The following is a 23,404-nucleotide window of genomic DNA, read 5'->3' as shown; positions in this document are numbered from 1 at the left end:
GGAAGGTCAGCGACAGCGTGAAGCTGAAGGTCAGGTTGGAGACGATCTGCTCGATCGAGGCGAAGAGGGCGCCGGCCAGACCCGCGACCGCACCGGAGATGACGAACGCCAGCAGCTTGTACCCGGTGACGTTGATGCCCCAGGAGGCCGCCACACGCTCGGAGTCACGCAGCGCACGGATGGCGCGACCCGCCTTCGACGCCGTGACCCGACGGTCGATGACCCAGACCAACGCGAGGGCGGCGATGCAGAGGTAGGCGTAGGGCACGTCGTCGAGGGCGAAGGCCGGACGGGGCGCGGGCATGCCGGCGCCGCCGCCGGTCACCGCGGGGATGCTGAAGACGACCTGTTCGGAGAAGAGCCCGAACGCGAGCGTGACGAGCGCCAGGTACAGCCCCTGGATCCGGAGCGCGACGCCGCCGAGGAGCACGGCGACGATCGCTCCGATCAGCACGGCGACACCCGCCGCGACCAGCCACGGCAACCCGAGCTCGGTCAGGGCGTAGCCGGATCCGAAGGCTCCGAACCCGAGGAACGCCGCGTGACCGAGGGAGACCTGACCGGTGTAGCCCACGAGCACGTTGAGGCTCAGGGCGACCATGGCGAACACGGTGACGCGGGAGACCACGTTGACGTCGGTCGCGGGGACGACGAGCGGGAGCAGCAGGACCAGCCCGATGGCGGTGGCCAGGACCAGCACGCGGGCGATGATGCCGCGCGGTGAAGGACGCCAAACCGCCGCCTTCGCGGTCGGCCCGGACGGATCGGTCGAGGGCGCAGGGGCAGCGGAGGGGCGCACGATCGTGCCGGCCACGTCAGGCCTCCTTCCCGAACAGGCCCCTGGGGCGGATCAGCAGCACCAGGAGCAGGACCACGAAGCTGGCCAGGGTGGGTGGGCTCGGGATGACGCTCGTGAGCCCGTAGGTCGTGGCGATGGCGTTGGCCAGGGCGGCCACGAGGCCGACCAGTACGCCGCCGACGACGGCACCGGTCATGGAGGTCATCCCTCCGAGGACCGCAGCCGTGAAGGCGGGGATCAGGAAGGTGGTGGTCATCAGCCCCGGGGTCAGACCGGCGAAGTACCCGGCCCCGAGGATCCCGCCGAGCGCCGCGAGTCCTCCGGCGAGGCCCCAGGCGAGTGACGACATGGCGCGCGGGGAGACCCCGTGCAGGGCCGCAGCGAACGGCTCCTGCGCGGTCGCGAGGAGGGCGGTACCGAGCTGGGTCCGGAACAGCAGCGCCAGCCCGGCGGCCACCACGACGAGCACGGAGAGGATCACGAGGTTGTGCGCGTTGGTCTGCAGGAGGCACCCGTCGTCGCCGCGAACGAAACACACCGAGCCCTGGAGGACACGCGGGAACGTGCGCGACTGGAGCTCGAAGACGACGACCTGGCCCCCGATGAGCAGGAAGGAGACACCCGCCGTCGCCACGAGGCTCGTGACCGGGTTGGCCTCGGCGAGCCGCTGGACGACGAGGGTGTTGACCCCGATCGCCAGGACGGCCCCCGCCAGCACGCCCACGAGCGCGAAGAGGACCAACCGCACCAGGCTGATGCTCGCGGGGTCGAGGATCGCCGCGCGGTCGAACCCCGTCAGCAACATGAGGACGAGGAAGGCCGGCACGGTGCCGAGCTCCCCCTGGGCGAAGTTGAGGACCTTCGTGGAGCGGTAGACCAGCGCGATGCCGAGCGCGACCATGGCGTAGACGGCGCCGACCGAGACCCCGTCGACGACGACGCCGCCGACGTCGATCCGGCTCGCACCGAGCGCCGCGATGGCGACCAGGCCGACCACGCCGGCGAGCACGGCCTTGCGGTGCTCGGTGACGAACTCGGTCGCCTGGTCGAGCCGCGACGGGCCGGAGGGCTCGCCGGTCGACGACTCCGCGAACCCGGGTTCGACCGGGAGAGCAGCCGTGGTGTCGGCCGATGCCGAGTCGTCGTCCTCGCTGACGACGCGCACGCCACCGGCGTTGCGCTGCTCAGTCACGGATCTCTCCTCGCTGACGGGCAGGTTCGGCCGAGCCGGACAGCCGGCCTCGGTGCTGCTCCAGTGGTTCGACCGGTCAGAAGCCCGACTTGAAGGTCCCGCCGTCCTTGTAGGTCCGCGAGCCGCAGTCGGCCTTCAGGACGTGGACGCCGGTGCTCCCGAAGTTGTTGTTCGGGCTGAAGTTCACGTCGGGGAAGACCCCGGTGCTGACCTTCCCGGCGTTGGCGACCACCTCGCGGTAGTCCTCGCGGGTCAGGTCGGTACCGAAGATCGACTCGTACTTCTTGAACAGCTCGTGCTGCATCTTGGCGGTGCCCCAGATGGCCCACGCGATGTCGTCGATCGGCACGTTGAACTTGGCCGCCGCCTTGCGGAAGTCGGGGTCGAGCTTGTCGGCGGTCTCGAGGGCCGGGAAGGGCGACAGGAACGTGCCCTTGCCGACGTGCGGGCAACCGGAGTTCAGCACCGCGTTGAGGCCCTTGGTGATACCGACGCCGACGTACTGGAAGTCGTAGCCCTGGTCCTTCGCGGTCTGGGCGAAGCGGATGTAGTCGAGCGGCGAGGTCAGCATGTAGATGACCTTGACGTTCGCCTGCCCGAGCTGGCGGGCGTAGGTCCCGTACCAGGAGGTGTCGCCCTTCGGGTGGCGGAGCGTGCCCTCGTAGTCGATGCCGGACAGCGATCCCTCCCAGCCGGCCACCGCATCGTCGAAGTTCCGGGTCTGGGTGACGATGGCGGCCGTCTTCTGACCCGAGAAGTTCTTCTTCACGTACTGCGCGAGGAGCGGACCCTGCTGCTTGTAGGACATCGAGGCCGCGAAGTACCACGGGTTACCCGCCAGACCGGCCTCGGTGACACCGGCCGACGAGTAGGGCACCCGTGCCTGGCCGGCCCACTGCCCGCAGGCCTGGATCTGGTCGGTGCCACCACCCCCGGTGAGCGAGAAGGCTCGGCTGGCGAGCTGGCGGCAGACCTGGCGCGCGTTCGACGGCTCGTACTTGTCGTCGGCGAAGATGACGTTGACCTTGCTGCGACCGAGGACCTTCTGGCCCTTCTCCTCGATGACCCACCGCCAGTACAGGTCGCGGGCCTTCTCGAAGGAGGTCGCAGGCAGCGGCGCCGCACCGGTGACCGGAGCGTGGACCGCCAGGGTGATCGCATCGTCGGTGACGCCGGTGCGGTCGCTGCCGCGGGGTCCACGCTTGCCACCCCCGCCGTCGCCGCCGTCGCCGCCCCCGCCGTCACCGCCACCGCCGTCACCACCGGAGCCGTCACCGCCACCGCCGTCACCACCGGAGCCGTCACCGCCACCGCTCGCGGGATCGGATGGGTCGCCAGGTACGGCCCCCGACCCATCGAGGTCGCCCTCGCCGCCGAGGTCGCCCTCCTCACCGAGCGCGAACTCGCCGTCCTCGAGGAACTCCTCGTCCCCGATCGGGAAGCCCTCCTCGTCGACGGCCCCTTGGCCGCCGCCGGCGGCCAGCGGGCCACGTTCGACGTGGACGCCGGGCTTCTGCCCACAGGCGACGATGGTCAGTGCCAGCGCGAGGGGTGCTGCGAGGGCGCGCAGGGTACGACGGGACATGGTTCGGTCTCCTCGGTCTCGGATCCGCTCGGCGGACCAGACGTTCCTCAGATCTGGGCGGGGCCGGATAGCGACGCGGCGTGCCGCTCGAGCATCCTGGTCATGGCTCCCCCGGTGCTGGTTGCCCCCGCCGGGAGGGGTGCGAGTAGCGCGGAGCCGGTCAGCCAGGCACCCCCGAGCAGCAGGGGCACGACCGTCCAGACCCACCAGGGTGTCGACGGGCCGCCGCGGGCAGGTGCCGCAGCCTGGGCGTCGAGAGCGACCTCCTCGCCGCCCTCGCCACCCTCGCCCTCGCCACCGCCGGCGATCTCCGGGTCGTCGGCCACCGCGACGTCGTCGAGCTCACCGAGGTCACCGACGCCTCCGACGGAGGCGTCATCGAACCCGGGGGCGTCATCGAAGCCACCACCGTCGGCGAAGTCGGGTGCGTCGGCGAGACCACCTTCGTCCTCGAACCCGGGCTCGTCACCGAAGTCGAAGCTGTCCGGGTCGAAGGCCTCGGCGGTCTCGATCGTGGCGGTGACACCTTCGAGCGCCAGCGCGATCTGGGCGGTCGTCGTCGTGTCGCCGTCACCGAACGCGAGGTTCGGAGCGCCGGTGGGCCGGAGCAGGACACCGTGGTTCTCGATCTCACCGCTGGCCCAGGCCTGGGCGGTGAACGCGAGGTCGACGGTCCAGACGCCGGCGGTCTCGTCGTGGAGACCGTTGCCGCCGAAGGTGCAGTCGACCGCAGCGACCTCCGCGCCGTCGAACTCCCTCGTCGGCATCGCCGCGGCGTCGCTGGCCTGCGGGGCGCCGCCCGGCTCGAACTCCTCGAGCAGCGGGCAGGCCTCGAAGGCCATCACCGTGGAGGTGTCGATCGGGTCCTCCTCGAGCGCCGCCGCCATGCCCGCCGCGAAGACGGCCGGGTCACGGGTGGCGATCGTCTCGAAGGCGGCCAGGATCGCGCGACGGAAGGCTGGCGACCCGGTGTGGTAGGTCGGCTGCGCCTCGGGGAAGGTCAGCTGGAACAGCATCACGTCCTCGCCGTCGGGGACGGGAGGCGCGTCGAAGAGGATGGCGGTCTGGTAGCGGGGAGCGCCGGCGAAGTACGAGACGGCCGCAGTGTCCGGCGGTACCGGTTGCACCGGCGCGTCGACGGCGTTGTCCTGGACGGTCTTGATCCCGCTGACGATGCCCTTGCGGATGTCGTCGGTGGAGTCCGGGCAGAGCTCGGGCGCGACGACGCAGACGGCTGCCGGCGGGACGCTGTTGGTGATCGTCGGCGGCAACGAGTCGGTGGCGGGCGCGACGTAGAGGGTGGACGCCTGGATCTCGACCGGCTGCCCTTCGTCGGTCTGCGCGGCAGCGGTGGCTGCGCCTCCGACGCCGGAGGCGAGCACGAGCAGCACGAGCCCCGCGCCGATCCGCCGTCCGACCTTCCGACGTCCTTCGGTTGCCGACCCGTGCATCGCGACCCTCCCGGTCCTCTGCCACCTAGTTCTCCGGGGCCGCAGCGGGTTCCTGCCGGGGTGCGCCGCGCGGCCACGTCACAGGTCTGAACGATGGACGGACGCTCAGGTGACGCGCCCGCTGGTCGTTCGTCCGTGGCCGCTCGTCCCATCGGATCGAACGGCACGGGGTGAGCGAACGTAACGCGACACCTCAGCGGCACCGAGGAGGTGGAAGCGCCAGGGCACGTCGGCCGCGCGGCTGACGCCGACCCGCGGCCCCGCGGTCAGGTCGCCGGGCCGTGGACGCCACCCGTCGTCGGCGAGGAGGAGGCTCCCGTGCCCCTCGATCAGGTCACCACCGTCGTGGGTCGGCGCGTCGATGCCGAGACCGCGGCAGAGGCTGCCCGGTCCGCGGAGCAGGTCGCGGTCGGTCCGTGCCGTCGGGCGACGTTCGCGCACCGCGTCGTGGCCCTGGAGCACGACGGCCGCACGCAGCAGTACAGCCGCACCGATCCCGTCCACTTCAGCGCTCACGTTGGCACACCAGTGCACGCCGTAGGAGCGGTAGACGTACGCGGTACCCGCAGCGGCGAACATCGGCTCGACCCGTGCCGTCCGTCGCCCGTAGGTGTGGCTGGCCGGATCGTCCTCCCGGTAGGCCTCGGTCTCGACGATCCGTGCCACCACCTGCGTCCCGTCGATCGACCGGACGAGCAACGCCCCGAGGAGCGCCCGGGCGGCATCGACCGCGTGGGGTTCGAGCCTGGAGCGCTCGAACCGTCGCACCTCACCTGCGCGATCCAGCGCGGACATCACGCGCGTTTGGCGGCGCGGACGTCGTCCCGCCAGGCGAGGAACCGGTCGGTGTCCCAGGTGTTGGCACAGCGTTCCCGCGGCAGCCCACCCCGACGGGCGTTGCCGACGCCGTGACGGAGCAGATCGAGCTCGTGGACGGTGTGCGCATCGGTCGAGATGACGAAGGTGACGCCCCGTCGGACCCCCTCGCGGATCACCTCGGCGCTCGCGTCCTTGCGGCGCAGGTTGCTGTTGACCTCGATGGCCGTCCCGGTCTCGGCCGCAGCATCGAGCACCTGCTGGAGATCGAGCTCGATCCCCGGCCGCTTGCCCATCATCCGCCCGGTGAGGTGGCCGATCGCGGTGACCGACGGGTGGCGGATGGCGGTCACGACCCGGGCGGTCTGCTCGGCCACGGGGCGGGTGAAGTGGGAGTGGACCGAGGCGACCAACCAGTCGAAGGTGGCGAGGAACTCGGCGTCGTAGTCGAGGGCGCCGTCGATGCCGATGTTCAGCTCGGCACCGTGCAGGAGGGTGATGTCGCCCCGACGCTGCTCGAGGTCGCGCAGCTCCCGTCGCTGATCGAGCATGGCGACCTTCGAGATGCCGTTGATCCGCAGGTCCTCGGCGTGATCGGTGATACCGAGGTAGTGCAGACCTCGGTCCACGGCGCCCTGCACGAGGGCGTCGAGCGGATCCTTGCCGTCGCCGGACCGGTCGGTGTGGTCGTGCAGATCGCCACGCATCGCCTGGAGGGTGACGAGGTCAGGGAGGGCGCCGTCAGCGGCCTGCTCGACCTCGCCGACGTCCTCCCGGAGCTCCGGCGGTACCCACGCGAGGTCGAGCGCGGCGTAGATGTCCTCCTCGGACGCGGCGGCGATCACCGCACCCGTGGCGGTCCCCGCTCGGACCTCCGCGTCGGCGGCGCCCGGGTCCGCTTCGGGTGGCAGCTCGGCCAGCGCGTACTCGTTGAGCGTCCACCCACGCTTCAGCGCCCGCTGGCGGAGCCGGATGTTGTGAGCCTTGGACCCGGTGAAGTAGACGAGGGCGGCACCGAAGCTCTCGGGTGGCACCACGCGCAGGTCGACCTGCAGCCCGTCGTGGGTGGCGATCGAGGTCTTGGTGTCGCCGGAGCCGACCGTGCGCGCGACGTCGGGCAGCGACACGAACGCCTCGGTCACGGGTGCCGGATCATCGCTGGCGACCAGGACGTCGAGGTCCCCGACGTCATCGCGGTACCGGCGGGCGCTCCCGGCGTAGGCCGCGTCGACGACACCTGGGACCTCACGCAGCCGGTCGACGATGCGTTCGGCGATGGGTAGCGCGTCGACGAGGGGGACGCGCTGCTCCTTCGATCCGAGGCCCGAGCGCTCGACCGCCTCGCGGAGGTTGTCGGCCGTCTTCTCCCCCATACCTGGCAACGCGGCGACGCGTCCGTCCGCGAGCGCGGCACGGAGCCTGTCGAGGTCGATCACGCCGAGCTCGCTCGAGAGCAGTTCGACACCCTTCGGGCCGAGGCCCGGCACCTTCAACAGGTCTCGTTTGCCGGCCGGGTGCTTCTCGCGGAGCGCGTCGAGCTTGGCGATCGACCCCCCATCGACGTACTCGCGGATCTTCTGCGCGGTGCTCTTGCCGAGGCCGCGGACGTCCGACAGCTCGGACACCGACATCTCCGCGACGTCCCGCGTGAGGCCCGCCACCGCCCGGGCCGCGTTCTGGTACGCGCGGACCCGGAAGGCCTGCGGTGACCCCTCGTCGATCTCGGTCAGCACCGCGAGCTCGTTCAGCAGACGAGCGACCTCGTGGTTGGTGCGTGCCAGAACGACCACCCCCTCGAGCCTCCGCGTCCGCTACGACCGACCCACACGATGGGAGGCGCACCGGTGGACGTTCGACTCTACGCGGACGATGCGCGCCTGCGCCTGCGCCAGGTGGCCGGTGACGCGGTGGTCCTGGCGGTGGTCTGGTGGGTCGTGCGGACGGCACGACGGTTGTCGGCGGCCATCAGCGAGTTCGGCGTCGTCGCCGACGGGCTCGACCGTTCCGGGCGCACCGTGGCGACCGCGGCCGGGCGCGCGAGCGATGCGGTCGACGGCATCCCGGCCGTCGGCGGCGCCCTGTCGGCCCCGTTCCGCACCCTCGGTGGGGCCGGCGACGGGTTGATCGGCGCCGGACAGCAGGTCGCCGACGGTGTGGCGGCGGTCGCCTTCTGGGTGCCGGTGGTGCTCGCGGGGCTCGTCCTCAGCTGGGTGGTGTCCAGCTACCTCCCACGGCGGATCCGCTGGATCCGGGAGGCTCGCGACGTCGAGCACCTGCTCGGGTCGGCCGACGCGGTGCAGCTGCTCGGCGTCCGCGCCGCGGCGACCCGTCCCCTCCGGATGCTGCGACGGGAGGTCGCCGACCCCGCCGCGGCGCTCGCAGCGGGCCGGTACGCCGAGCTGGCTGCCGTGGAACTGCGCGCCGTGGGCCTCTCCCCCGCCCGCCTCGCGACACACGGCCGAGCTGCGGATCCGGCGGGTTAGCGCGCCGCTCCGGCGTTCCGTTCAGCCGCCCCCCGGGCGCGTTCGAGCTGCGCGGTCACGGACGAGGTCGCGGTGCCGTTGACGCCATCACGGCGGTCGACCGCCGCCCGCGGGTCGAGCAGGTCCGCGACGGAGGTGTCCAACGCCGGGTGCGCCGCCGCGATCTGCTCGGGTTCGAGCCCATCGAGGTCGACACCCTCGGACTCGGCGAGCCGGACCACCTCGCCGACGACCTCGTGGGCCTCGCGGAACGGCACGCCACGACGCACGAGCTCCTCAGCCAGGTCGGTGGCGAGCGCGAACCCTCCGACGGCCGCGGCGGCGAGCCGGTCCTGGTCGAAGGTGAGCGAGCGGACCGTGCCGGTGATCGCCGGCAGGACCAGGCGGAGGGTGTTCACCGCGTCGAAGACGGGTTCCTTGTCCTCCTGCAGGTCGCGGTCGTAGGTGAGCGGGAGCGCCTTGACCGTCGTCAGCAGCGCGACCAGGTCGCCGATGACCCGCCCGGCCTTGCCCCGGACCAGCTCAGCGATGTCGGGGTTGCGCTTCTGCGGCATGATCGAGCTGCCGGTCGAGAACCCGTCGCCGACGCGGGCGAACCCGAACTCGGCGGTGGCCCAGAGCACGATCTCCTCGCCGAGCCGCGACAGGGTGACCGCGAGGATCGCGCACGCGGACAGCACCTCGAGGGCGAAGTCGCGCGACGCGACGGCGTCCATCGAGTTCTCGATGACGCGCTCGAACCCGAGCGCGTCGGCGTAGGCCTGCGGATCCAGCCCGAGGGTCTGCCCGGCGAGGGCGCCGGACGCGAGCACCGAGGTGTCGAGCCGCGACCGTGCGTCGCGGAGCCGTCCGGCATCGCGGTCGAGCATCCACACGTAGGCGAGCAGGTGGTGGCTGAGCAGGACCGGCTGCCCCCGCTGCAGGTGGGTGTAGCCGGGAGCGAGCCACCCGAGGTGGGTCTCGGCCTGGTCGACGAACGCGTCCTGGAGCGCGCCGATGAGCTCCACCAGTTCGTCGCAGGCGTCGCGGCACCACAGGCGCAGGTCGCTGGCGATCTGGTCGTTGCGTGACCGACCGGCGCGGAGCTTGCCACCGAGGGGTCCGAGGTCCTCGACGAGCCAGCGCTCGATCGCGCCGTGGACGTCCTCGTCGGTCGCGAGGAACTCGAACGCGTCGTCGGCGAAGAGCGCCGCGCACCGGTCGAGCGCGTCGAGCATCGCGGCGTGCTCGTCGTCGTCGAGCACGCCGATGCGGTGCAGCTCACCCGCGTGCGCCTTCGAGCCGGCGAGGTCCTGGCGCCACAGCTGCCGATCGAAGCTGGTCGATACGCCGAGCTGCCACGCCGCCGCCGCGGGTCCTTCCGCGAAGCGTCCGCCCCAGAGCCGGCCTCCGCCGGTGGCCTCGGTCACGACGCGTCCCGACGATCGGGGACGCCGCCGTGCAGGTGGGTGAAGGGGACCTCGCCGGTCGGGACGTCGACCTGGACGTTGCGGAGCCGGAGCATCACAGGGCGTCACCCTGCTGCTGGGCGCGGGCGGCCCAGGTCTTGAGCGGCAGGCCCCAGAGCTTGACGAAGCCCTCCGACAGCGTCTGGTCGAACTGGTCGCCCTCGTCGTAGGTGGCCATGTCGTAGTCGTACAGCGCCGAGTCCTGGCTCCGCCGACCGACGACCGTCGCGCTGCCCTTGTAGAGCTGGACCCGGACCTCGCCGTTGACGTACCGGTTGGCCTCGTCGATGAACGCGTCGATGGCCTTCTTGAGCGGTCCCCACCACAGCCCGTTGTAGATCAGCTGGGCGTAACGGCCCTCCTCGACCCGCTTGTGGTCCGCAAGCTCCTGTTCGAGGCAGAGATCCTCGAGGTCGCGGTGGGCGGTGATGAGGGTGATCGCACCCGGGCACTCGTAGATCTCGCGGCTCTTGATGCCGACCAGCCGGTCCTCGATCATGTCGATGCGACCGACCCCGTGCGCGCCGGCGCGAGCGTCGATCTCGGCCACGAGGTCCGCGAGCGGCAGCTCGCGTCCGTCGAGGCTGACCGGCAGCCCGTGCCGGAAGGCGATGACGACCTCCTCGGGCTCATCGGGGGCGTCCTTGACCGACACGGTGCGCTCGTAGACGTCCTCCGGCGGCGCCTCCCACGGGTCCTCGAGGATGCCGCACTCGGCGGTCCGGCCCCAGGCGTTCTCGTCGATCGAGTACGGGCTCTTCTTGCTCATCGGCGGGATCGGGATGCCCCGCTCCTCGGCGTAGTCGATCGCCGCGTCGCGGGACAGGCCCCACTCGCGGATCGGCGCCAGGGTCTCGAGGTCGGGCGCGAGGCACATCGTGCCGACCTCGAAGCGGACCTGGTCGTTGCCCTTGCCGGTGCAGCCGTGGGCGACCCCGGCCGCACCGGTCTCGCGGGCGACCCGGACCAGGTGCTTGACGATCAGCGGACGCGACAGCGCCGAGACCAGCGGGTACTTGCCCATGTACATCGCGTTGGCCTTCAGGGCCGGCGCGATGAAGTCGGTCGCGTACTCCGCGCGTGCGTCGACCACCACCGATTCGACCGCGCCGCAGTCGAGACCGCGTTGCTTGATCTCATCGAGGTCGTCGACGCCCTGACCGACGTCGACGGCGCAGGCGACGACGTCGACGTCCTTGTGCTCGTTCAGCCAGCGGATGGCGACGGAGGTGTCGAGGCCACCGGAGTAGGCGAGGACGATACGGGGCTTGCTCATCAGGCTTCCGTTCGGATGGGGAGGCGAGGTGGGTCGGGGCGGATCGGCCGCATCGGGTCGCGCGAGAGGGTCACGCCGACGCGGTGGGCAGGAGGGTGGCGCCGTCGAGGCAGGCGCGGAAACGGTCGGCGAGCGCGGCGCCGCCGAGCCGGTCCGAGGCGACCACGAGCACGGTGTCGTCGCCGGCGACCGTCGCGAGCACGTCGTCGAGCTCGGCGAGATCGACGGCGGAGGCGACGGGGTGCGCGCACGCGGGCGGGGTCCGGAGGACCGCGAGGTTGCCGCTGGAGCGCACCGACACCACGAACTGGCGGACCACGTCGTCCACCCGCTCGCGAGCCGTCGCAGGTCCCGGATCGACCGCCAGACGGTAGACGAGCGCGCCGTCGGAGCCGCGGACACGCACGGCACCGAGCTCGTCCAGATCGCGTGAGACCGTGGTCTGGTGGGTCTCGATGCCGCGATCCGCGAGCGCCTCGCGGACCTCGCTCTGGGAGCCGAGATCGAGCTCGCCGAGCAGCCGGCGGAGCTCGCGCTGTCGCGTGGTCTTGGTCGTGGTCACGACGTCGGTCCGTCCGTGGCGGCCGCCAGCATCTCGCGGACGCGTTCGACCAGGACCTCGGGGTCGAACGGCTTGTCGATCACGGCCCGGACGCCGAGCAGCTCGCGGCAGCGGCGGGCGCCCAGCGTCGAACCCGTCATCACCAGGATCGGGACCGGCAGCGAGCCGTCGTGCTCCTCGAGCAACTGCTGGAGGACCCGGGTGCCGTCGATGTCCGGCATCATCACGTCGAGCACCACCGCGTCGACGTCGGCGTTGCGGACCTTGAAGAGGCCCTCGAGACCGTCGACGGCCGTCACGACCTCGTAGCCCTCGAACTCGAGCAATCCGGTGACCAGCGCTGCGACGTGGGGGTCGTCCTCGACGATCAGGATGCGGGTCACGGTGTCACCTCCGGGTCGGACGACGCCGAGACCTCCGACAACGCGTCGCGGAGCGTCGCCAGGGCCTGGTCGACCTCCTGGCGCGTCACGGTCAACGGCGGCGCCAGACGCACGACGTCGGGGGCGACCGCGTTGACCAGCAGGTGCCGGTCACGGCAGGCCGCGACGACGTCCGCGGCGACGGGCGCGTCGAGGGTCAGTCCGAGCAGCAGGCCGGCCCCGCGCGTCCCGGCCGCGTGAGGGGCACCGCGGACGAGCGCTTCGAGCCCCTCGCGCAACCGCGATCCACGAGCACGGGCGGTCGCCAGCACCCCGTCGGACTCGATGGTCTCGATGACGGCGTTGGCAGCGGCGCACACGACGGGGTTGCCCCCGAAGGTGGTCGCGTGATCACCGGGTTCGAAGACCTTGGCCGCCTCGCCCCGGGCGATGCACGCGCCGATCGGGAGCCCGTTGGCCAGCGCCTTGGCGACCGTGATGACGTCCGGGACCACATCGGTGTCCTGGAAGGCGAACCACGGACCGGTGCGCCCCATCCCCGTCTGCACCTCGTCGACGATCAGCAGCGCTCCGGCGCGATCGCAGGCGTCACGGGCGGCCCGGAGGACCTCGGCAGCGATGGGCCGCACACCCCCCTCGCCCTGCACGACCTCGAGCAGCACCGCGCACGTGTCGTCGCCGACCGCGGCGCGCAGCGCATCCGGATCATCGTGGGCGACGTGGTCGACGAAGCCCGCCAGCGGCGCGAACGGTGCGTGCTTGCTCGGCTGACCGGTGGCCTCGAGCGTCGCCAGCGTCCGGCCGTGGAAGGAACCCTCCAGGGCCACCACGCGGACCTTGTCGTCGTGCTGTCGCTTGCCGTGCTTGCGCGCCAGCTTGATGGCCGCCTCGTTGGCCGTGGCGCCGCACTGGGCGAAGAAGACCGTGGCGTCGTCCCAGCCGACGATCCGGCCCAGACGTTCCGCGAGCTCCACGGCCGGTTCGGTCAGGAACAGGTTCGAGGTGTGGACGAGCTTGCTGGCCTGGTCGGCGACGGCCGCGGTGACCGCCGGGTGGGCGTGGCCGAGGCTCGTGACGGCCAGGCCGGACAGGAAGTCCAGCCACGAGGCGCCCTCGCCGTCGAACAGGACCGTCCCCTGACCGCGGACGAAGGCCGCCGGCGCCAGCGGGTAGGTGTGCATCACGTGGGACGCGGCCCGGTGCTGCAGCTCGGTGAGGTGGCTCACGAGGATGCCCTCTGCGCGGCAGCGACCGCGTCGCGTGCCTGGTCGTCGCGGATGGTGTGCCCACCGGCGGTGACCATCGTGCCCACGCCCTCGTCGGTGAAGATCTCGATCAGGACCGCGTGCAGCACGCGGCCGTCGAGGATGTGGGCCTGCGGGACGCCGCCGGTCACGGCGCCGACGATGGAGCGCACCTTCGGGCGCATCCCGGCGTGCAGCTCCTCGTCGTCGAGCATCCGCTGGAGCTCGTCGACCGAGACCTCGCTCATCAGCGCCTGACCGTCGCCGCCGAAGTCCTGGTACAGGCCCGGGACGTCGGTGAGGTAGACCAGCTTGCTCGCCCCGAGCGCGGCCGCGATGGCACCGGCAGCGAGGTCGGCGTTGACGTTGCGCTCGACCCCGTCCGCGTCGCGACCGACCGTGGCGACGATGGGCAGGACGTCGTCGCTGAGCAGCTCGCCCAGGTAGGTGGTGTCGACGTGCTCGACCTCGCCGACGAGGCCGAGATCCTCCCCCGCCGGGCCGATGGCCGGCCGCACGCGCAGGAGCCCGGCGTCGGTCCCGGCCACACCCACGCTCGGCGCGCCGGCTTCCTGGACCAGGCCGACGAGCTCGGGGTTGACCTGGCCGAGCAGCGCCATGCGCACCACGTCCATCATCGCGGCGTCGGTGACGCGCAGGCCCCCCACGAAGCTCGATCCGACACCGAGCCGGGTGGCCAGATCGCTGATCTGCGGCCCGCCGCCGTGCACGATCACCGGTCGGAGGCCGACGAAGTGCAGCAGCGCGACGTCGGCGGCGAACGACCGCTTGAGCTCGTCGTCGATCATGGCGTTGCCGCCGTACTTGATCACGACCGTCTGCCCGTGGAACCGGGTGATCCAGGGCAGGGCTTCGCGGAGCACCGCCGCCTTCTCCTGGGCGACAGCGCTGCGCTGATCGAGCGGTTGGACGGCCATCAGGTGGTGTACTGACTGTTGAAGCGGACGTACTCGGGGGTGAGGTCGCAGGTGAGGACGGTCGCGCTGGACCGGCCGCTGCCGACGTCGATGCCGACCTCGATCTCGGGGCGCGACATCGCGTGCGACGCCTGACCGCGGTCGAAGCTGGCCGCGACGCCGAAACGGCAGACCGTGATGCCACCGCAGGTGACGCTCACCCGTCGCGGATCGAGGTCGACGCCGGCGTTGCCGAGCGCCATCAGGATGCGCCCCCAGTTGGGGTCGGCGCCGTGGATCGCCGCCCGGACGAGCAGCGAGGTGGCGACGGCGCGCGCGAGCGCAGCAGCGTCGTCCTCGGTGGCGGCGCCGCGGACGGTGATCGCCGCGACGCGGGTGGCGCCCTCGCCGTCGGCGACGACCTGGTGGGCCAGGTCCGCGCACACCGCCTGGAGCGCACGACCCAACGTCTCGACGCCGGGTGGGGACGTGGCCAGGCCGCTGGCGAGCACCGCGATCGTGTCCGAGGTGGAGCGGTCCCCGTCGACGCTGATGCGGTTGAAGCTGGTGTCGGTCGCCCGCTGGAGCAGGCTGCGCAGGATCTGGGGGTGCACCGGAGCGTCGGTGGTCAGCACCACGAGCAGGGTCGCCATCGTGGGTTCGATCATCCCGACGCCCTTGGCCATCCCGGCCACGGTGCAGCTGCCCTGGTCGTCGGTCACCTGGAAGCCGACCTGCTTGGTCCGCGTGTCGGTGGTCAGCATCGCCTCCGCGGCAGCTGGCCCCCCGTCGGCGGTGAGCGTGCTGGCGAGCCCCGGGAGCGCGGCCTCGATGCGTTCGATCGGGAGCGGGACACCGATGATCCCCGTGGACATCACGAGCACGTCGGTGGTCGCCGAACCGATCGCCGCCGCGGTCGCCTCGGCGATGCGGGCGGTGTGGACCTCACCGTCCGGCGTGCAGACGTTGGCGTTGCCGCTGTTGATGACCACGGCTCGGGCGCGCCCGTCCGACGCGTGACGTTCGCTGAGGGTGCAGGCCGAGGCCTTGACCTGGTTGGTGGTGGTCAGGACGGCGACCGCCGCCGGCTGGTCGGCGACGAGCAGCCCGAGGTCGGGCTTCCCGGACGCCTTGACGCCCGTCACCGTCCCGGCGGCACGGAAGCCGGGCACCGCCGTCACGCCGCCCTCGACGGCGGTCAGGCCGCTGCGGTCGCTCGGCCCCCAGCCCGGGAACGGGATCACGGGTAGAGGCCGATCGCGGTCAGGCCCGTGGTCTCGTCGAGCCCGAGCAGCAGGTTGAGGTTCTGCAGCGCCTGCCCCGCGGCGCCCTTGCCGAGGTTGTCGATGGCGCTGGTGACCGTGACCCGACGGGTCCGGGGGTCGAACACGGCCGACAGCTGGCACCCGTTCGATCCGGCCAGCGCCTTGGTGTGCGGGAAGGTCCCCGGCGGCAGGACGTGGACGAACGGCTCGTGCGCGTACGCGATGTCGAGCGCGTCGGCGATGGCTGCGGCGTCGACACCGTCCACGACGGTCCCGTAGGCGGTGGCGAGCAGGCCCCGCGACATCGGGACGAGGTGGGGGGTGAAGGTGATCGGCCCGACGTCGGCCGGCAGCCACCGCTCGATCTCGCCGGTGTGGCGGTGGGCGGGCGCCCCGTAGGCGGTGAGGTCGCCGTGGACGTGGGCGAAGTGCAGGCTGTCCTTCGCCGCGCGACCGGCGCCCGAGGCGCCCGACTTCGCGTCGACGACGATGCTGCCCGGCTGGAGGAGGCCCACGAGCGGCGCCAGCCCGAGCAGGGTGGCGGTCGGGTAGCAGCCGGGGTTGGCGACCAGGGTCGCTGCGCGCACCGCATCGCGGAACCCGAGCTCGGGGAGGCCGTAGACGGCACGCCGGTCCGCGGCCGGGTCACCGGCCGCCAGATCCGGGCGGGGGTGGTCCTCGCCGTACCAGGTCGCGAACCCCTCGACGCTCAGCCGGAAGGCCGCGGAGAGGTCGACGACCGGGACACCAGCGTCGAACAGGGCGGCACCGAGGTCGAGGGCGGGGCCGTGCGGGGTGGCGAGCACCACGGCGTCGCACTCCCCGAGCGCGTCGAGGTCGACCGCGTCGAAGACCCGAGCGCCGGCGAGGTTCGGGAACAGATCCGAGACCGGGGTCCCCGCCTGCGAGTGGGCCGCGACGATGGCCACCTCCACCGCCGGGTGTCCGGCCAGCAGGCGCAACAGCTCCGCGCCGCCGTACCCGGAGGCGCCGACGATGCCCAGGCGGTGCGCCACGTGCGAGCTCCGGGGTCGAGGGAGCGGTGAGCGTGACACATCACGCAGCCATCTGCAAATCTAAGCATCCCGACGCATAGACCGGCACGGTCGGTTCAGGCGTCGGGGCGTTTGCGGAGCTCCTTGACCTCGCTGCGCCGCTTCTTGGCGCGCAACCGCCGCTCCTTGGAACCGCGCGAGCGGCGGGTCGGTCGCCGGGTCTTCGGCGGCGTGATCGCCTCACCCACCAGCGCCTGCAACCGCGCGATGGCGGCGTCGCGGTTCTGGTGCTGGCTGCGCTGCTCGGAGGAGTGGAGGATCAGGACACCGTCGTTGGTGATCCGCGATCCGAGCCGGTCGAGGATCCGGGCACGCTGGGCCTCGTTCAGCGAACGCGACTCCCGCACGTTCCAACGCAGCTCCACCTTGGAGTCGGTGGTGTTGACCCCCTGCCCGCCCGGACCGGAGGACCGGGATGCGGACAGGTCGAGCTCCGCCTCGGGGATCGAGACGCCGCGTGCGATCGGGATGCTGGCCACGGGAGGACGGTAACGGCACCGCCCGTGGTCGGGCGGTGCCGTCCCCTCCCCCCGGTCGGATCAGTCGCGCGGCAGCAGGCAACGGAACGGACCGAGCTCGCTCGGATCGACCGTGGGCAGGATGGCGGCGAGCTCGTCGAACTCGGCCGGCGAGAACCAGCGACCCGGGGTCCCGGCGTCCGCGGCGGCGTCCGTCCCCTCCGAGAGGTCGACGCGGTAGGCGTCGAAGCCTCGGCGCTGGTCGTTGCCGAAGATGTGGAACACCCCGTCCCGGTCGACCGACGGGGCCTTGACGGCCCAGGTGTCGGCGTCCTCGAACCGGAAGCTGGCCACCTCACGCATCCCGACGCCGGTGTCGCCGAGGGCCACGCCGACCAGACCCGACAGGTCGACCACACGCACCCCGCCGTTGTAGAAGGCGATGGTCATCAGCTGCTCGTCCTCGTGCAGCTCGAACACGTGCGCGGTGCAGGTCCCGAGCCCGTCGGTGGTCGGGCCGAACAGCGCGACGTTCCAGTACCCGACCTTGACCGGGTTCTGTTCGCGGTCGCCGGTGACGTCGTAGACGTGCACACCGCCGTTCGGGCACTGCCCCGTCGGGGAGGCCCCGGCCACCTCGTCCTCGACGATGAGGAAGTCACGTTCACCGAGGATCGGATCGTCGATGGTGATCGGGCTGGCCTGGTGCTCGACGTTGATCATCGGGTCGACGAAGGAGCTGATCAGCTCGGGCGCCGCCGGGTCGGTGGTGTCGATGATGACCGTCTGCGAGAGCGCCGCCGAGTACGCCCGTGTGCCCTCGGTGTTGAAGGTGATGTCGTGCGACTCGGTGCCGAGACCGGGACGGATCGGCAGCGGCACGAAGGCGACCTGCTGCGGTGCGGACAGGTCCCGGATGTCCACCACCTCGATACCGACCTCACCGACCACGGAGACGATCAGCTCGGAGTTCGAGTTGTAGAGGTAGTCGCCGCTCGGGTGCACGGTCTGGTTGTGCGAGCCCTTCGGGAACGACACGAACGAGGCGAGGGTCGGCGCCAGCGGGTCGGTCACGTCGGCGATGAACGTGCCGGGTCCCAGCTCGCCGGGGCTGCCGAACCCGAGCGCCTCCGCCTCCTGGAAACAGGCCGAGTCGGTCCGTGTCTGGGCGGCGTACCCGCTGTCGCGCGTGTAGGCGACCAGCCAGCGGCCGTCGCGCTCGAAGACCTGGACGTCACCCTGCGCGATGGCGCAGTCGTAGACGCTCACGAGCTCCGGCGCTTCCGGGTCGGTCACATCGATGATCTGGAGCCCGTTGGTGTAGGCACCGGCGAAGGCGAACGTCCGCTCCTCGGTGACCGTCTCGACGCGGGCGGGCGCCTTGCCCTTGCCCTTCCCCTTGCCGCGCGGCGTCTCGATCTGCCGTTCGACGCTGATGGTGGCGAACTCGAGGTCGCTGCCCTGGTTCGGGGCGGCACCGTCGCGCCCCTCGTAGGTGATGTTGGCGACGTGCTCGATGTTGTGGGGCGCGTCGGCCACCGTCAGCGACGGCACCCCGAGCCCGACGTCGACGCCGGCGAGGTCAGCGCCGCTGACCGGCAGGAAGCCGGTGCTGAGCGCTGCGGCCGCAGCCAGGACCAGGAGACGCGATCGGGTGGGGCGCACGGTGACCTCCGCTCGGCGCGGGACGTTCGCCCGGCCTCGGTGGTCCCTTCCGCGTCGCCCCGCCCATCCCCTACCGACCGCGCGCCGTTCGCGCACCGCGGACCGCTGCCATCACCGCCGGAGGGTCGCGCCGACCGCCTCCGCAGCGGTGGCGACCGCCTCGATCACCTGCTTCTCGTCGGCATCGGTGAGCTGCCGTTCAGGGGACTGCAGCCGGAGCCTCACCGCCACGCTGCGGTGGCCCTCGCCGACCTGGGCGCCGCGGTACTCGTCGAAGAACCACAGCGCATCGAGCAGTTCGCCCGCCCCGTCCCGCGCGACCCGCTCCAGCGTGGCGTACGGGACGCTGTCTGGGGCGACGAGCGCCACATCGATGGTGAGCGCGGGGTGTCTGGTCAGGGGACGAGCCGTCACCGGGTCGGTCCCCTCCGCCACGGCCCGGAGGAACGGCTCGAGCAGCAGTTCGGCGACGACCACCGGTTCGGGCAGGTCGCGTCGATCGGCCTCGTCGGGGTGCAGCTCGCCCGCGATGCCCACCTCGTGGCCACCGAGCTGGAGCGCGACGCTCCGACCGGGGTGGAACCCGTCGCGTTCCACCGGGACGCGGACGAGCCGGTGCGCTCCTCGTCCGACCGTGGCGCGAGCGACGACGCCGTCGAGCACGGCGAGCAGGTCGGCGACCGCCCACCGGTCGTCCGGGTCGAGCCAGTCGTCCCCGAGCCGCAGCCCCTGCGCGGCGAGGCCGAGCGTCCGCGGTTGGACCGGCAGATCGCGGCCCTCCGGGTCGCGCCACCGCCACCCGGGGCCGCCGAGGACCTCCCGCGCGCCGTCGAGCGACACCTCGATCGCGTCGCCGACGGGCCGGAACACCCGACCGACCTCGAACAACGCGGTCCCGGGCCGTCCCTGGCCGACGTTGCGACGGACCGCCTGGAGGAGCCCTTCGACCAGCGACGGACGCATCGCTGCCGCGTCCTTGGCGAGCGGGTTGGCGAGCTCGACGCGGCCGTCCGTCGGCACCACCCCTTCGAGCGCCTCGACGCCGACGAAGGGGCGCGTGACGGCCTCGTGGAGGCCGGCGGCGCGGACGAGGTCGCGCATCTCGCGTTCGAGCCGCTGCGCCACCGTCAGGCCGCCGATGGTCGTCAGTGCCGGGAGCCGCGCGGGGATGGTGTCGTAGCCGTGGAGGCGTGCGACCTCCTCGGCGACGTCGGCCTCCCGTCGCAGGTCGCCGCGCCAGGACGGCGGGGTGACGAGGAGCCGGTCGGGACCCACGATCTCGACCTCGGCATCCGACCGGCGGAGCATCGCCGCCTGCCGTTCGGTGTTCAGCGCGTCGACGGCGACCAGCGCCCGCACGCGGGCGGTGTCGACCTCGACCGGATCCGTCACCACGAAGTCGGGCGGTGTCGCCGCCGCCACGGTGGTCGTCCCGACGGCTCGCGCACCGGCGAGTTCGGTCAACAGCGCGACCGCCCGTGCCGCGGCCCGGGCGGCGCCGTTCGGATCGACCCGTCGTTCGAACCGCTGGGAGGCTTCGCTCACCAGGTTCAGGCGACGCGAGGTGGCACGGATCGAGGCTGGCTCCCAGACGGCCGCCTCGATCAGGACGCGGGTGGTGCCGGCGGAGACCTCGGAGTCGCGGCCGCCCATGACCCCCGCGAGGCTCACCGGCCGTTCCGCGTCGTCGATGACCAGGTCGCCGGGCTGCAGGGTCCGTTCCTGGTCGTCGAGCGTGGTCAGTTGCTCCCCACCGGTCGACCGGCGGACGGTCAGCGATGGGCCTCGGAGCTGATCGAGGTCGAAGGCGTGGAGCGGCTGGCCGAGCTCGAGCATCACGTAGTTGGTGACGTCGACGACCACGTCGATGGACCGTACGCCGCACTGGGCGAGCCGCTGCTGGAGCCACGGTGGGGACGGCTGCACCGCCACGTGCTCGAGCGACCAGGCGACGAACGAGGCGCACCCCTCGGTGTCGAGCGTCACCGGGATGCCCGCATCGGGGTGCGGTGCGGGGACCTCCGGCGCCTGCCAGGTGGTGTCGAGGATGGCCGCGAGGTCGCGGGCGACGCCGAGGATCGACAGGTGATCGCCACGATCCGCCTGGACCGCGATCTCGATGACCGGCTCGCCGATGGGGAGCAGGTCGGCGAGGGCGACCCCGAGCGGGGTGCCCTCCGGCAGGACGAGGATGCCGTCGTGGTCGTCGCCGAGCTGCAGCTCCCGGGCCGACGCGATCATCCCGTTGGACACGACCCCACGGATCTCGCGCTGCGACATCTCCATGCCGGGGATGGCGGAGCCGGGGAACGCGTGGGCGACCACGTCACCGACGTCGAAGTTCACGGCGCCGCAGACCAGCTCGATCGATCCCTCGCCGCCCTCGCCGGTGACGTGGGCGACGCGGAGCTTGTCGGCGTCGGGGTGCGGTGCCCAGTCGAGCACCCGGGCGGTCCGCACGCCGCGGGTCCCCGCGCCGGGGGTGGTGACCTCCTCGACCTCGAGGCCGTTGCCGCTCATCACCTCGACGAGCGCGTCGACGTCGATCGATCCGTCGGGACGTGCGACGGACGTCGACGACAGGTCGACGTGGGCGGCGAGCCAGGACAGCGGGAGCTTCAAGGGTGTGCCTCCTCGAGGGGCGAGGTGCGGGCCGCAGCGGGCCGGTTCAGAACCTGGTCAGGAAGCGCACGTCGCTGTCGAACAGGTCACGGATGTCGCTGACGCCGTGCCGCAGCATGGCCACGCGTTCGACCCCGATCCCGAAGGCGAACCCGGTGTAGCGGTCCGGATCGATCCCGCACGCCGTGAGCACGTTGGGATCGACCATGCCGGCGCCGAGGATCTCGAGCCATCCGGATGGATGTCCTTCGAAGGTCACGTCGATCTCGGCCGACGGCTCGGTGAACGGGAAGAACGACGGGCGCATCCGGATCTGGCGGTCGGCGCCGAACAGACGCCGCGCGAAGGCGAGCAACGTGCCACGCAGGTGGGCCATCGTGATCCCCTCGGCGACGACGAGCCCCTCGACCTGGGTGAACACCGGTGAGTGGGTCGCATCGACCGCGTCCGCGCGGAAGACGCGTCCGGGACAGACCACGGCGATGGGCGGTTCCTGGGTGGTCATCACCCGCGCCTGGACCGGCGAGGTGTGGGTCCGCAGGACCACGTCGTCCTCGCGGGACACGTAGATGGTGTCCATCTCCTGCCGCGCGGGGTGGTCGGGTTCGATGTTGAGCAGGTCGAAGTTGTAGGTGCCGGATTCGACCTCGGGCCCCTCGGCGACGGCGAACCCCATGCCGACGAAGACGTCGAGCATCTCGTGCTCGACCTGCGTCAGCAGGTGCGGACGACCGACCGGTAGGCGCCGCGCCGGCACCGTGAGGTCGAGGCGTTCGGCCTCGAGCCGAGCCCGCAGCGCGTCGGCGGCGAGCTGGTCACGTCGTGCGTCGTAGGCCGCCGCGAAGGCGGCTTTGAAGGCGTTGAGCTGCTGGCCCCGCTCCTTGCGCTCGTCGGGGGTCAGGTCCCGCATGCCCTGCTGCAGCTCGGCGAGCGGCGAACGCTTGCCGGTGAACCGCACCCGCACCTCGTCGAGCGCGTCGAGGTCGCTCGCGTCCGACGCGGCCCTGGTGGCCTCGTCCTGGAGCTCGTTGAGGTCGGTCACGCTGGAGCCGTTCGGGGTCGGTTCGGTCACGTGGTCGTCGGCGGCCCAGCGTAGACGCGCGTGGTACGGCAGCCGGTCGCGCGCCGAAGCGGCCCATCGCCGACGTCCGGAGGGTGGTCAGCCCACGCGGTCGACGGGGAGGTGCACGTGGAAGTGGGCACCGGTGGGCGCGTCGGCATCGATCCAGACCCGTCCGCCGTGCGCTTCGACCAGGCCGCGCGTGATGTAGAGACCGAGGCCGGTCCCCGCGCGGCGCACGCCCCGCCCGCGACCGAACTTCTGGAAGACGAGCCGGTGCTGATCCTCCGGGACGCCGGGTCCCTCGTCGGCGACGACGATGTGCAGCTCGTCCCCATCGAACTCGATGCGGACCTCGACGCGCCCCTCGGCGTACCCGAGCGCGTTCTCGACCAGGTTGACCAGCACCTGCTCGAGCTTGTCGGCGTCCACCAGCAGCGGCGGGAGATCGTCGGCAGCGATGAGGTCGATCACCCGGTCGCCGCCGGCCTCGTGGTGGCGGGCCTTGTCGATCACGGCGGACGTGAGCGCCAGGACGTCCACCCGGCTGCGGTGGAGCTGGACCCGTCCGGCATCGATCCGCGAGACGTCGAGCAACTCCTTGAGCAGCCGGGTGACGCGATCGGCGTCGGCGTCGATGGTCTCGAGCATCGCCCGCTTCTGCTCGTCCGAGAACCGGTCCCAGCGGGCGAGCAGGGTGCGCGTGAACCCCTTGACGCTGGTCAGCGGTGAGCGGATCTCGTGGCTGACCGTGGCGACCACGTCACCTCGGACGGCGTCGAGGTGTTCGCGTCGGCCGGCGCTCCGCGCGGTCAGGACGAGCTGACCACCGTGCCAGCGGCCGGCCACGGCCACGGGCCGGTCGCGGTGCCCGTCGGCCACGCGCAGGACCCGCTCCGCGAGCCGGTCCCCGACCGTCGGCGGCGTGACCGAGATCCGGAAGCGGGTCCGGGCGTCGTCGCAGAGGGTCAGGACGTCGTCGAGCGCCCGGCCGACAGCGTCCGGCCCGAGACCGAGGAGCGTCGCCGCACGATCGTTGACCGTGGCGATGCGGCCGTCGTCGGCGATCACCACCACGGCCTCGGGGAGGGTGTCCAGGATCGAGCGCTCGTCGGCCACGCAC

The 23,404-nt window shown here is 72.0% G+C and carries 20 protein-coding genes; 1 reads left to right on the top strand and 19 read right to left on the bottom strand.

The features are described from left to right. From WEB03_RS01990 to polX, 6 genes are all read right to left on the bottom strand, one after another. A partial coding sequence (locus WEB03_RS01990) for a branched-chain amino acid ABC transporter permease (protein ID WP_368069296.1) occupies positions 1-814 on the bottom strand: 814 nt, incomplete at its 3' end. Position 815: 1 nt separating this feature from the next. After that, positions 816-1,991, bottom strand: a complete 1,176-nt coding sequence (locus tag WEB03_RS01985; RefSeq protein ID WP_368069295.1) for a hypothetical protein — start codon at positions 1,989-1,991, stop codon at positions 816-818. A 76-nt stretch (positions 1,992-2,067) separates the two neighbouring features. Further along, positions 2,068-3,576 carry an ABC transporter substrate-binding protein gene (locus WEB03_RS01980; protein WP_368069294.1) on the bottom strand — a complete coding sequence of 503 codons (1,509 nt, stop codon included), beginning with the start codon at positions 3,574-3,576 and terminating at the stop codon, positions 2,068-2,070. A 47-nt stretch (positions 3,577-3,623) separates the two neighbouring features. Continuing rightward, entirely contained in the window at positions 3,624-5,027 is a 1,404-nt protein-coding gene (locus tag WEB03_RS01975) for a hypothetical protein (RefSeq protein WP_368069293.1), read from the bottom strand. Positions 5,028-5,132: 105 nt separating this feature from the next. Continuing rightward, the gene (locus tag WEB03_RS01970; RefSeq protein ID WP_368069292.1) at positions 5,133-5,822 is read right to left on the bottom strand and encodes a DNA-3-methyladenine glycosylase; all 690 of its coding nucleotides are present in this window, start codon (positions 5,820-5,822) and stop codon (positions 5,133-5,135) included. Then, positions 5,822-7,633 (bottom strand): DNA polymerase/3'-5' exonuclease PolX, encoded by a 1,812-nt coding sequence (gene polX, locus WEB03_RS01965; RefSeq protein ID WP_368069291.1) that lies wholly within the window; start codon positions 7,631-7,633, stop codon positions 5,822-5,824. Before polX ends, WEB03_RS01970 begins: the two co-directional genes overlap by 1 nt. Before the next feature lie 54 nt (positions 7,634-7,687). Here polX and WEB03_RS01960 point away from each other — a divergent pair, with 54 nt between their 5' ends. Further along, positions 7,688-8,326 carry a hypothetical protein gene (locus WEB03_RS01960; protein ID WP_368069290.1) on the top strand — a complete coding sequence of 213 codons (639 nt, stop codon included), beginning with the start codon at positions 7,688-7,690 and terminating at the stop codon, positions 8,324-8,326. On the opposite strand, the gene argH is transcribed toward WEB03_RS01960, so the two are convergent. From argH to WEB03_RS01895, 13 genes are all read right to left on the bottom strand, one after another. Next, positions 8,323-9,735, bottom strand: coding sequence for an argininosuccinate lyase (gene argH / locus WEB03_RS01955; RefSeq protein ID WP_368069289.1), 1,413 nt, complete (start codon positions 9,733-9,735; stop codon positions 8,323-8,325). The genes WEB03_RS01960 and argH overlap by 4 nt on opposite strands. A 94-nt stretch (positions 9,736-9,829) precedes the next feature. Further along, positions 9,830-11,050, bottom strand: a complete 1,221-nt coding sequence (locus WEB03_RS01950; protein ID WP_368069288.1) for an argininosuccinate synthase — start codon at positions 11,048-11,050, stop codon at positions 9,830-9,832. Positions 11,051-11,120: 70 nt separating this feature from the next. Then, on the bottom strand, positions 11,121-11,612 hold the full coding sequence (locus WEB03_RS01945; protein WP_368069287.1) for an arginine repressor: 492 nt from the start codon (positions 11,610-11,612) through the stop codon (positions 11,121-11,123). Next, positions 11,609-11,995, bottom strand: a complete 387-nt coding sequence (locus WEB03_RS01940; protein WP_368069286.1) for a response regulator transcription factor — start codon at positions 11,993-11,995, stop codon at positions 11,609-11,611. The genes WEB03_RS01945 and WEB03_RS01940 overlap by 4 nt, the downstream gene beginning before the upstream one ends. Next, complete coding sequence (locus tag WEB03_RS01935; protein WP_368069285.1) at positions 11,992-13,221, bottom strand: acetylornithine transaminase; 1,230 nt, start codon at positions 13,219-13,221, stop codon at positions 11,992-11,994. Before WEB03_RS01935 ends, WEB03_RS01940 begins: the two co-directional genes overlap by 4 nt. Continuing rightward, positions 13,218-14,177, bottom strand: coding sequence for an acetylglutamate kinase (gene argB / locus WEB03_RS01930; RefSeq protein WP_368069284.1), 960 nt, complete (start codon positions 14,175-14,177; stop codon positions 13,218-13,220). The genes WEB03_RS01935 and argB overlap by 4 nt, the downstream gene beginning before the upstream one ends. Then, positions 14,177-15,400 (bottom strand): bifunctional glutamate N-acetyltransferase/amino-acid acetyltransferase ArgJ, encoded by a 1,224-nt coding sequence (gene argJ, locus WEB03_RS01925; RefSeq protein WP_368069283.1) that lies wholly within the window; start codon positions 15,398-15,400, stop codon positions 14,177-14,179. The genes argB and argJ overlap by 1 nt, the downstream gene beginning before the upstream one ends. Beyond that, positions 15,397-16,437 (bottom strand): N-acetyl-gamma-glutamyl-phosphate reductase, encoded by a 1,041-nt coding sequence (gene argC, locus WEB03_RS01920; protein ID WP_368069282.1) that lies wholly within the window; start codon positions 16,435-16,437, stop codon positions 15,397-15,399. The genes argJ and argC overlap by 4 nt, the downstream gene beginning before the upstream one ends. A gap of 95 nt (positions 16,438-16,532) precedes the next feature. Next, positions 16,533-16,955, bottom strand: coding sequence for an alternative ribosome rescue aminoacyl-tRNA hydrolase ArfB (arfB, locus tag WEB03_RS01915; RefSeq protein ID WP_368069281.1), 423 nt, complete (start codon positions 16,953-16,955; stop codon positions 16,533-16,535). A gap of 60 nt (positions 16,956-17,015) precedes the next feature. After that, a complete protein-coding gene (locus WEB03_RS01910) occupies positions 17,016-18,599 on the bottom strand; it encodes an LVIVD repeat-containing protein (protein ID WP_368069280.1) in 1,584 nt (527 codons plus the stop codon). Between the two features lie 111 nt (positions 18,600-18,710). Continuing rightward, positions 18,711-21,221 (bottom strand): phenylalanine--tRNA ligase subunit beta, encoded by a 2,511-nt coding sequence (gene pheT / locus WEB03_RS01905; RefSeq protein WP_368069279.1) that lies wholly within the window; start codon positions 21,219-21,221, stop codon positions 18,711-18,713. Positions 21,222-21,267: 46 nt separating this feature from the next. Further along, entirely contained in the window at positions 21,268-22,293 is a 1,026-nt protein-coding gene (gene pheS / locus WEB03_RS01900) for a phenylalanine--tRNA ligase subunit alpha (protein ID WP_368069278.1), read from the bottom strand. A gap of 87 nt (positions 22,294-22,380) precedes the next feature. After that, positions 22,381-23,400: an ATP-binding protein gene (locus tag WEB03_RS01895; RefSeq protein ID WP_368069277.1), complete on the bottom strand. Its 1,020-nt coding sequence runs from the start codon at positions 23,398-23,400 to the stop codon at positions 22,381-22,383. Positions 23,401-23,404: the final 4 nt, after the last annotated feature.

The sequence above is a fragment of the Nitriliruptor sp. genome (assembly GCF_040882075.1).
Classification (GTDB): Bacteria; Actinomycetota; Nitriliruptoria; order Nitriliruptorales; family Nitriliruptoraceae; genus Nitriliruptor.
The sequence above is the reverse complement of the archived record's forward strand: the minus strand, read 5'-3'. Positions and strand labels throughout refer to the sequence as shown.

Bases quoted from the DNA above. Each gene is read 5' to 3' on its own strand.
- WEB03_RS01980 (WP_368069294.1), bottom strand. From the start codon at position 3,576: ATGTCCCGTCGTACCCTGCGCGCCCTCGCAGCACCCCTCGCGCTGGCA.
- WEB03_RS01975 (WP_368069293.1), bottom strand. From the start codon at position 5,027: ATGCACGGGTCGGCAACCGAAGGACGTCGGAAGGTCGGACGGCGGATC.
- WEB03_RS01970 (WP_368069292.1), bottom strand. From the start codon at position 5,822: ATGTCCGCGCTGGATCGCGCAGGTGAGGTGCGACGGTTCGAGCGCTCC.
- WEB03_RS01950 (WP_368069288.1), bottom strand. From the start codon at position 11,050: ATGAGCAAGCCCCGTATCGTCCTCGCCTACTCCGGTGGCCTCGACACC.
- argB (WP_368069284.1), bottom strand. From the start codon at position 14,177: ATGGCCGTCCAACCGCTCGATCAGCGCAGCGCTGTCGCCCAGGAGAAG.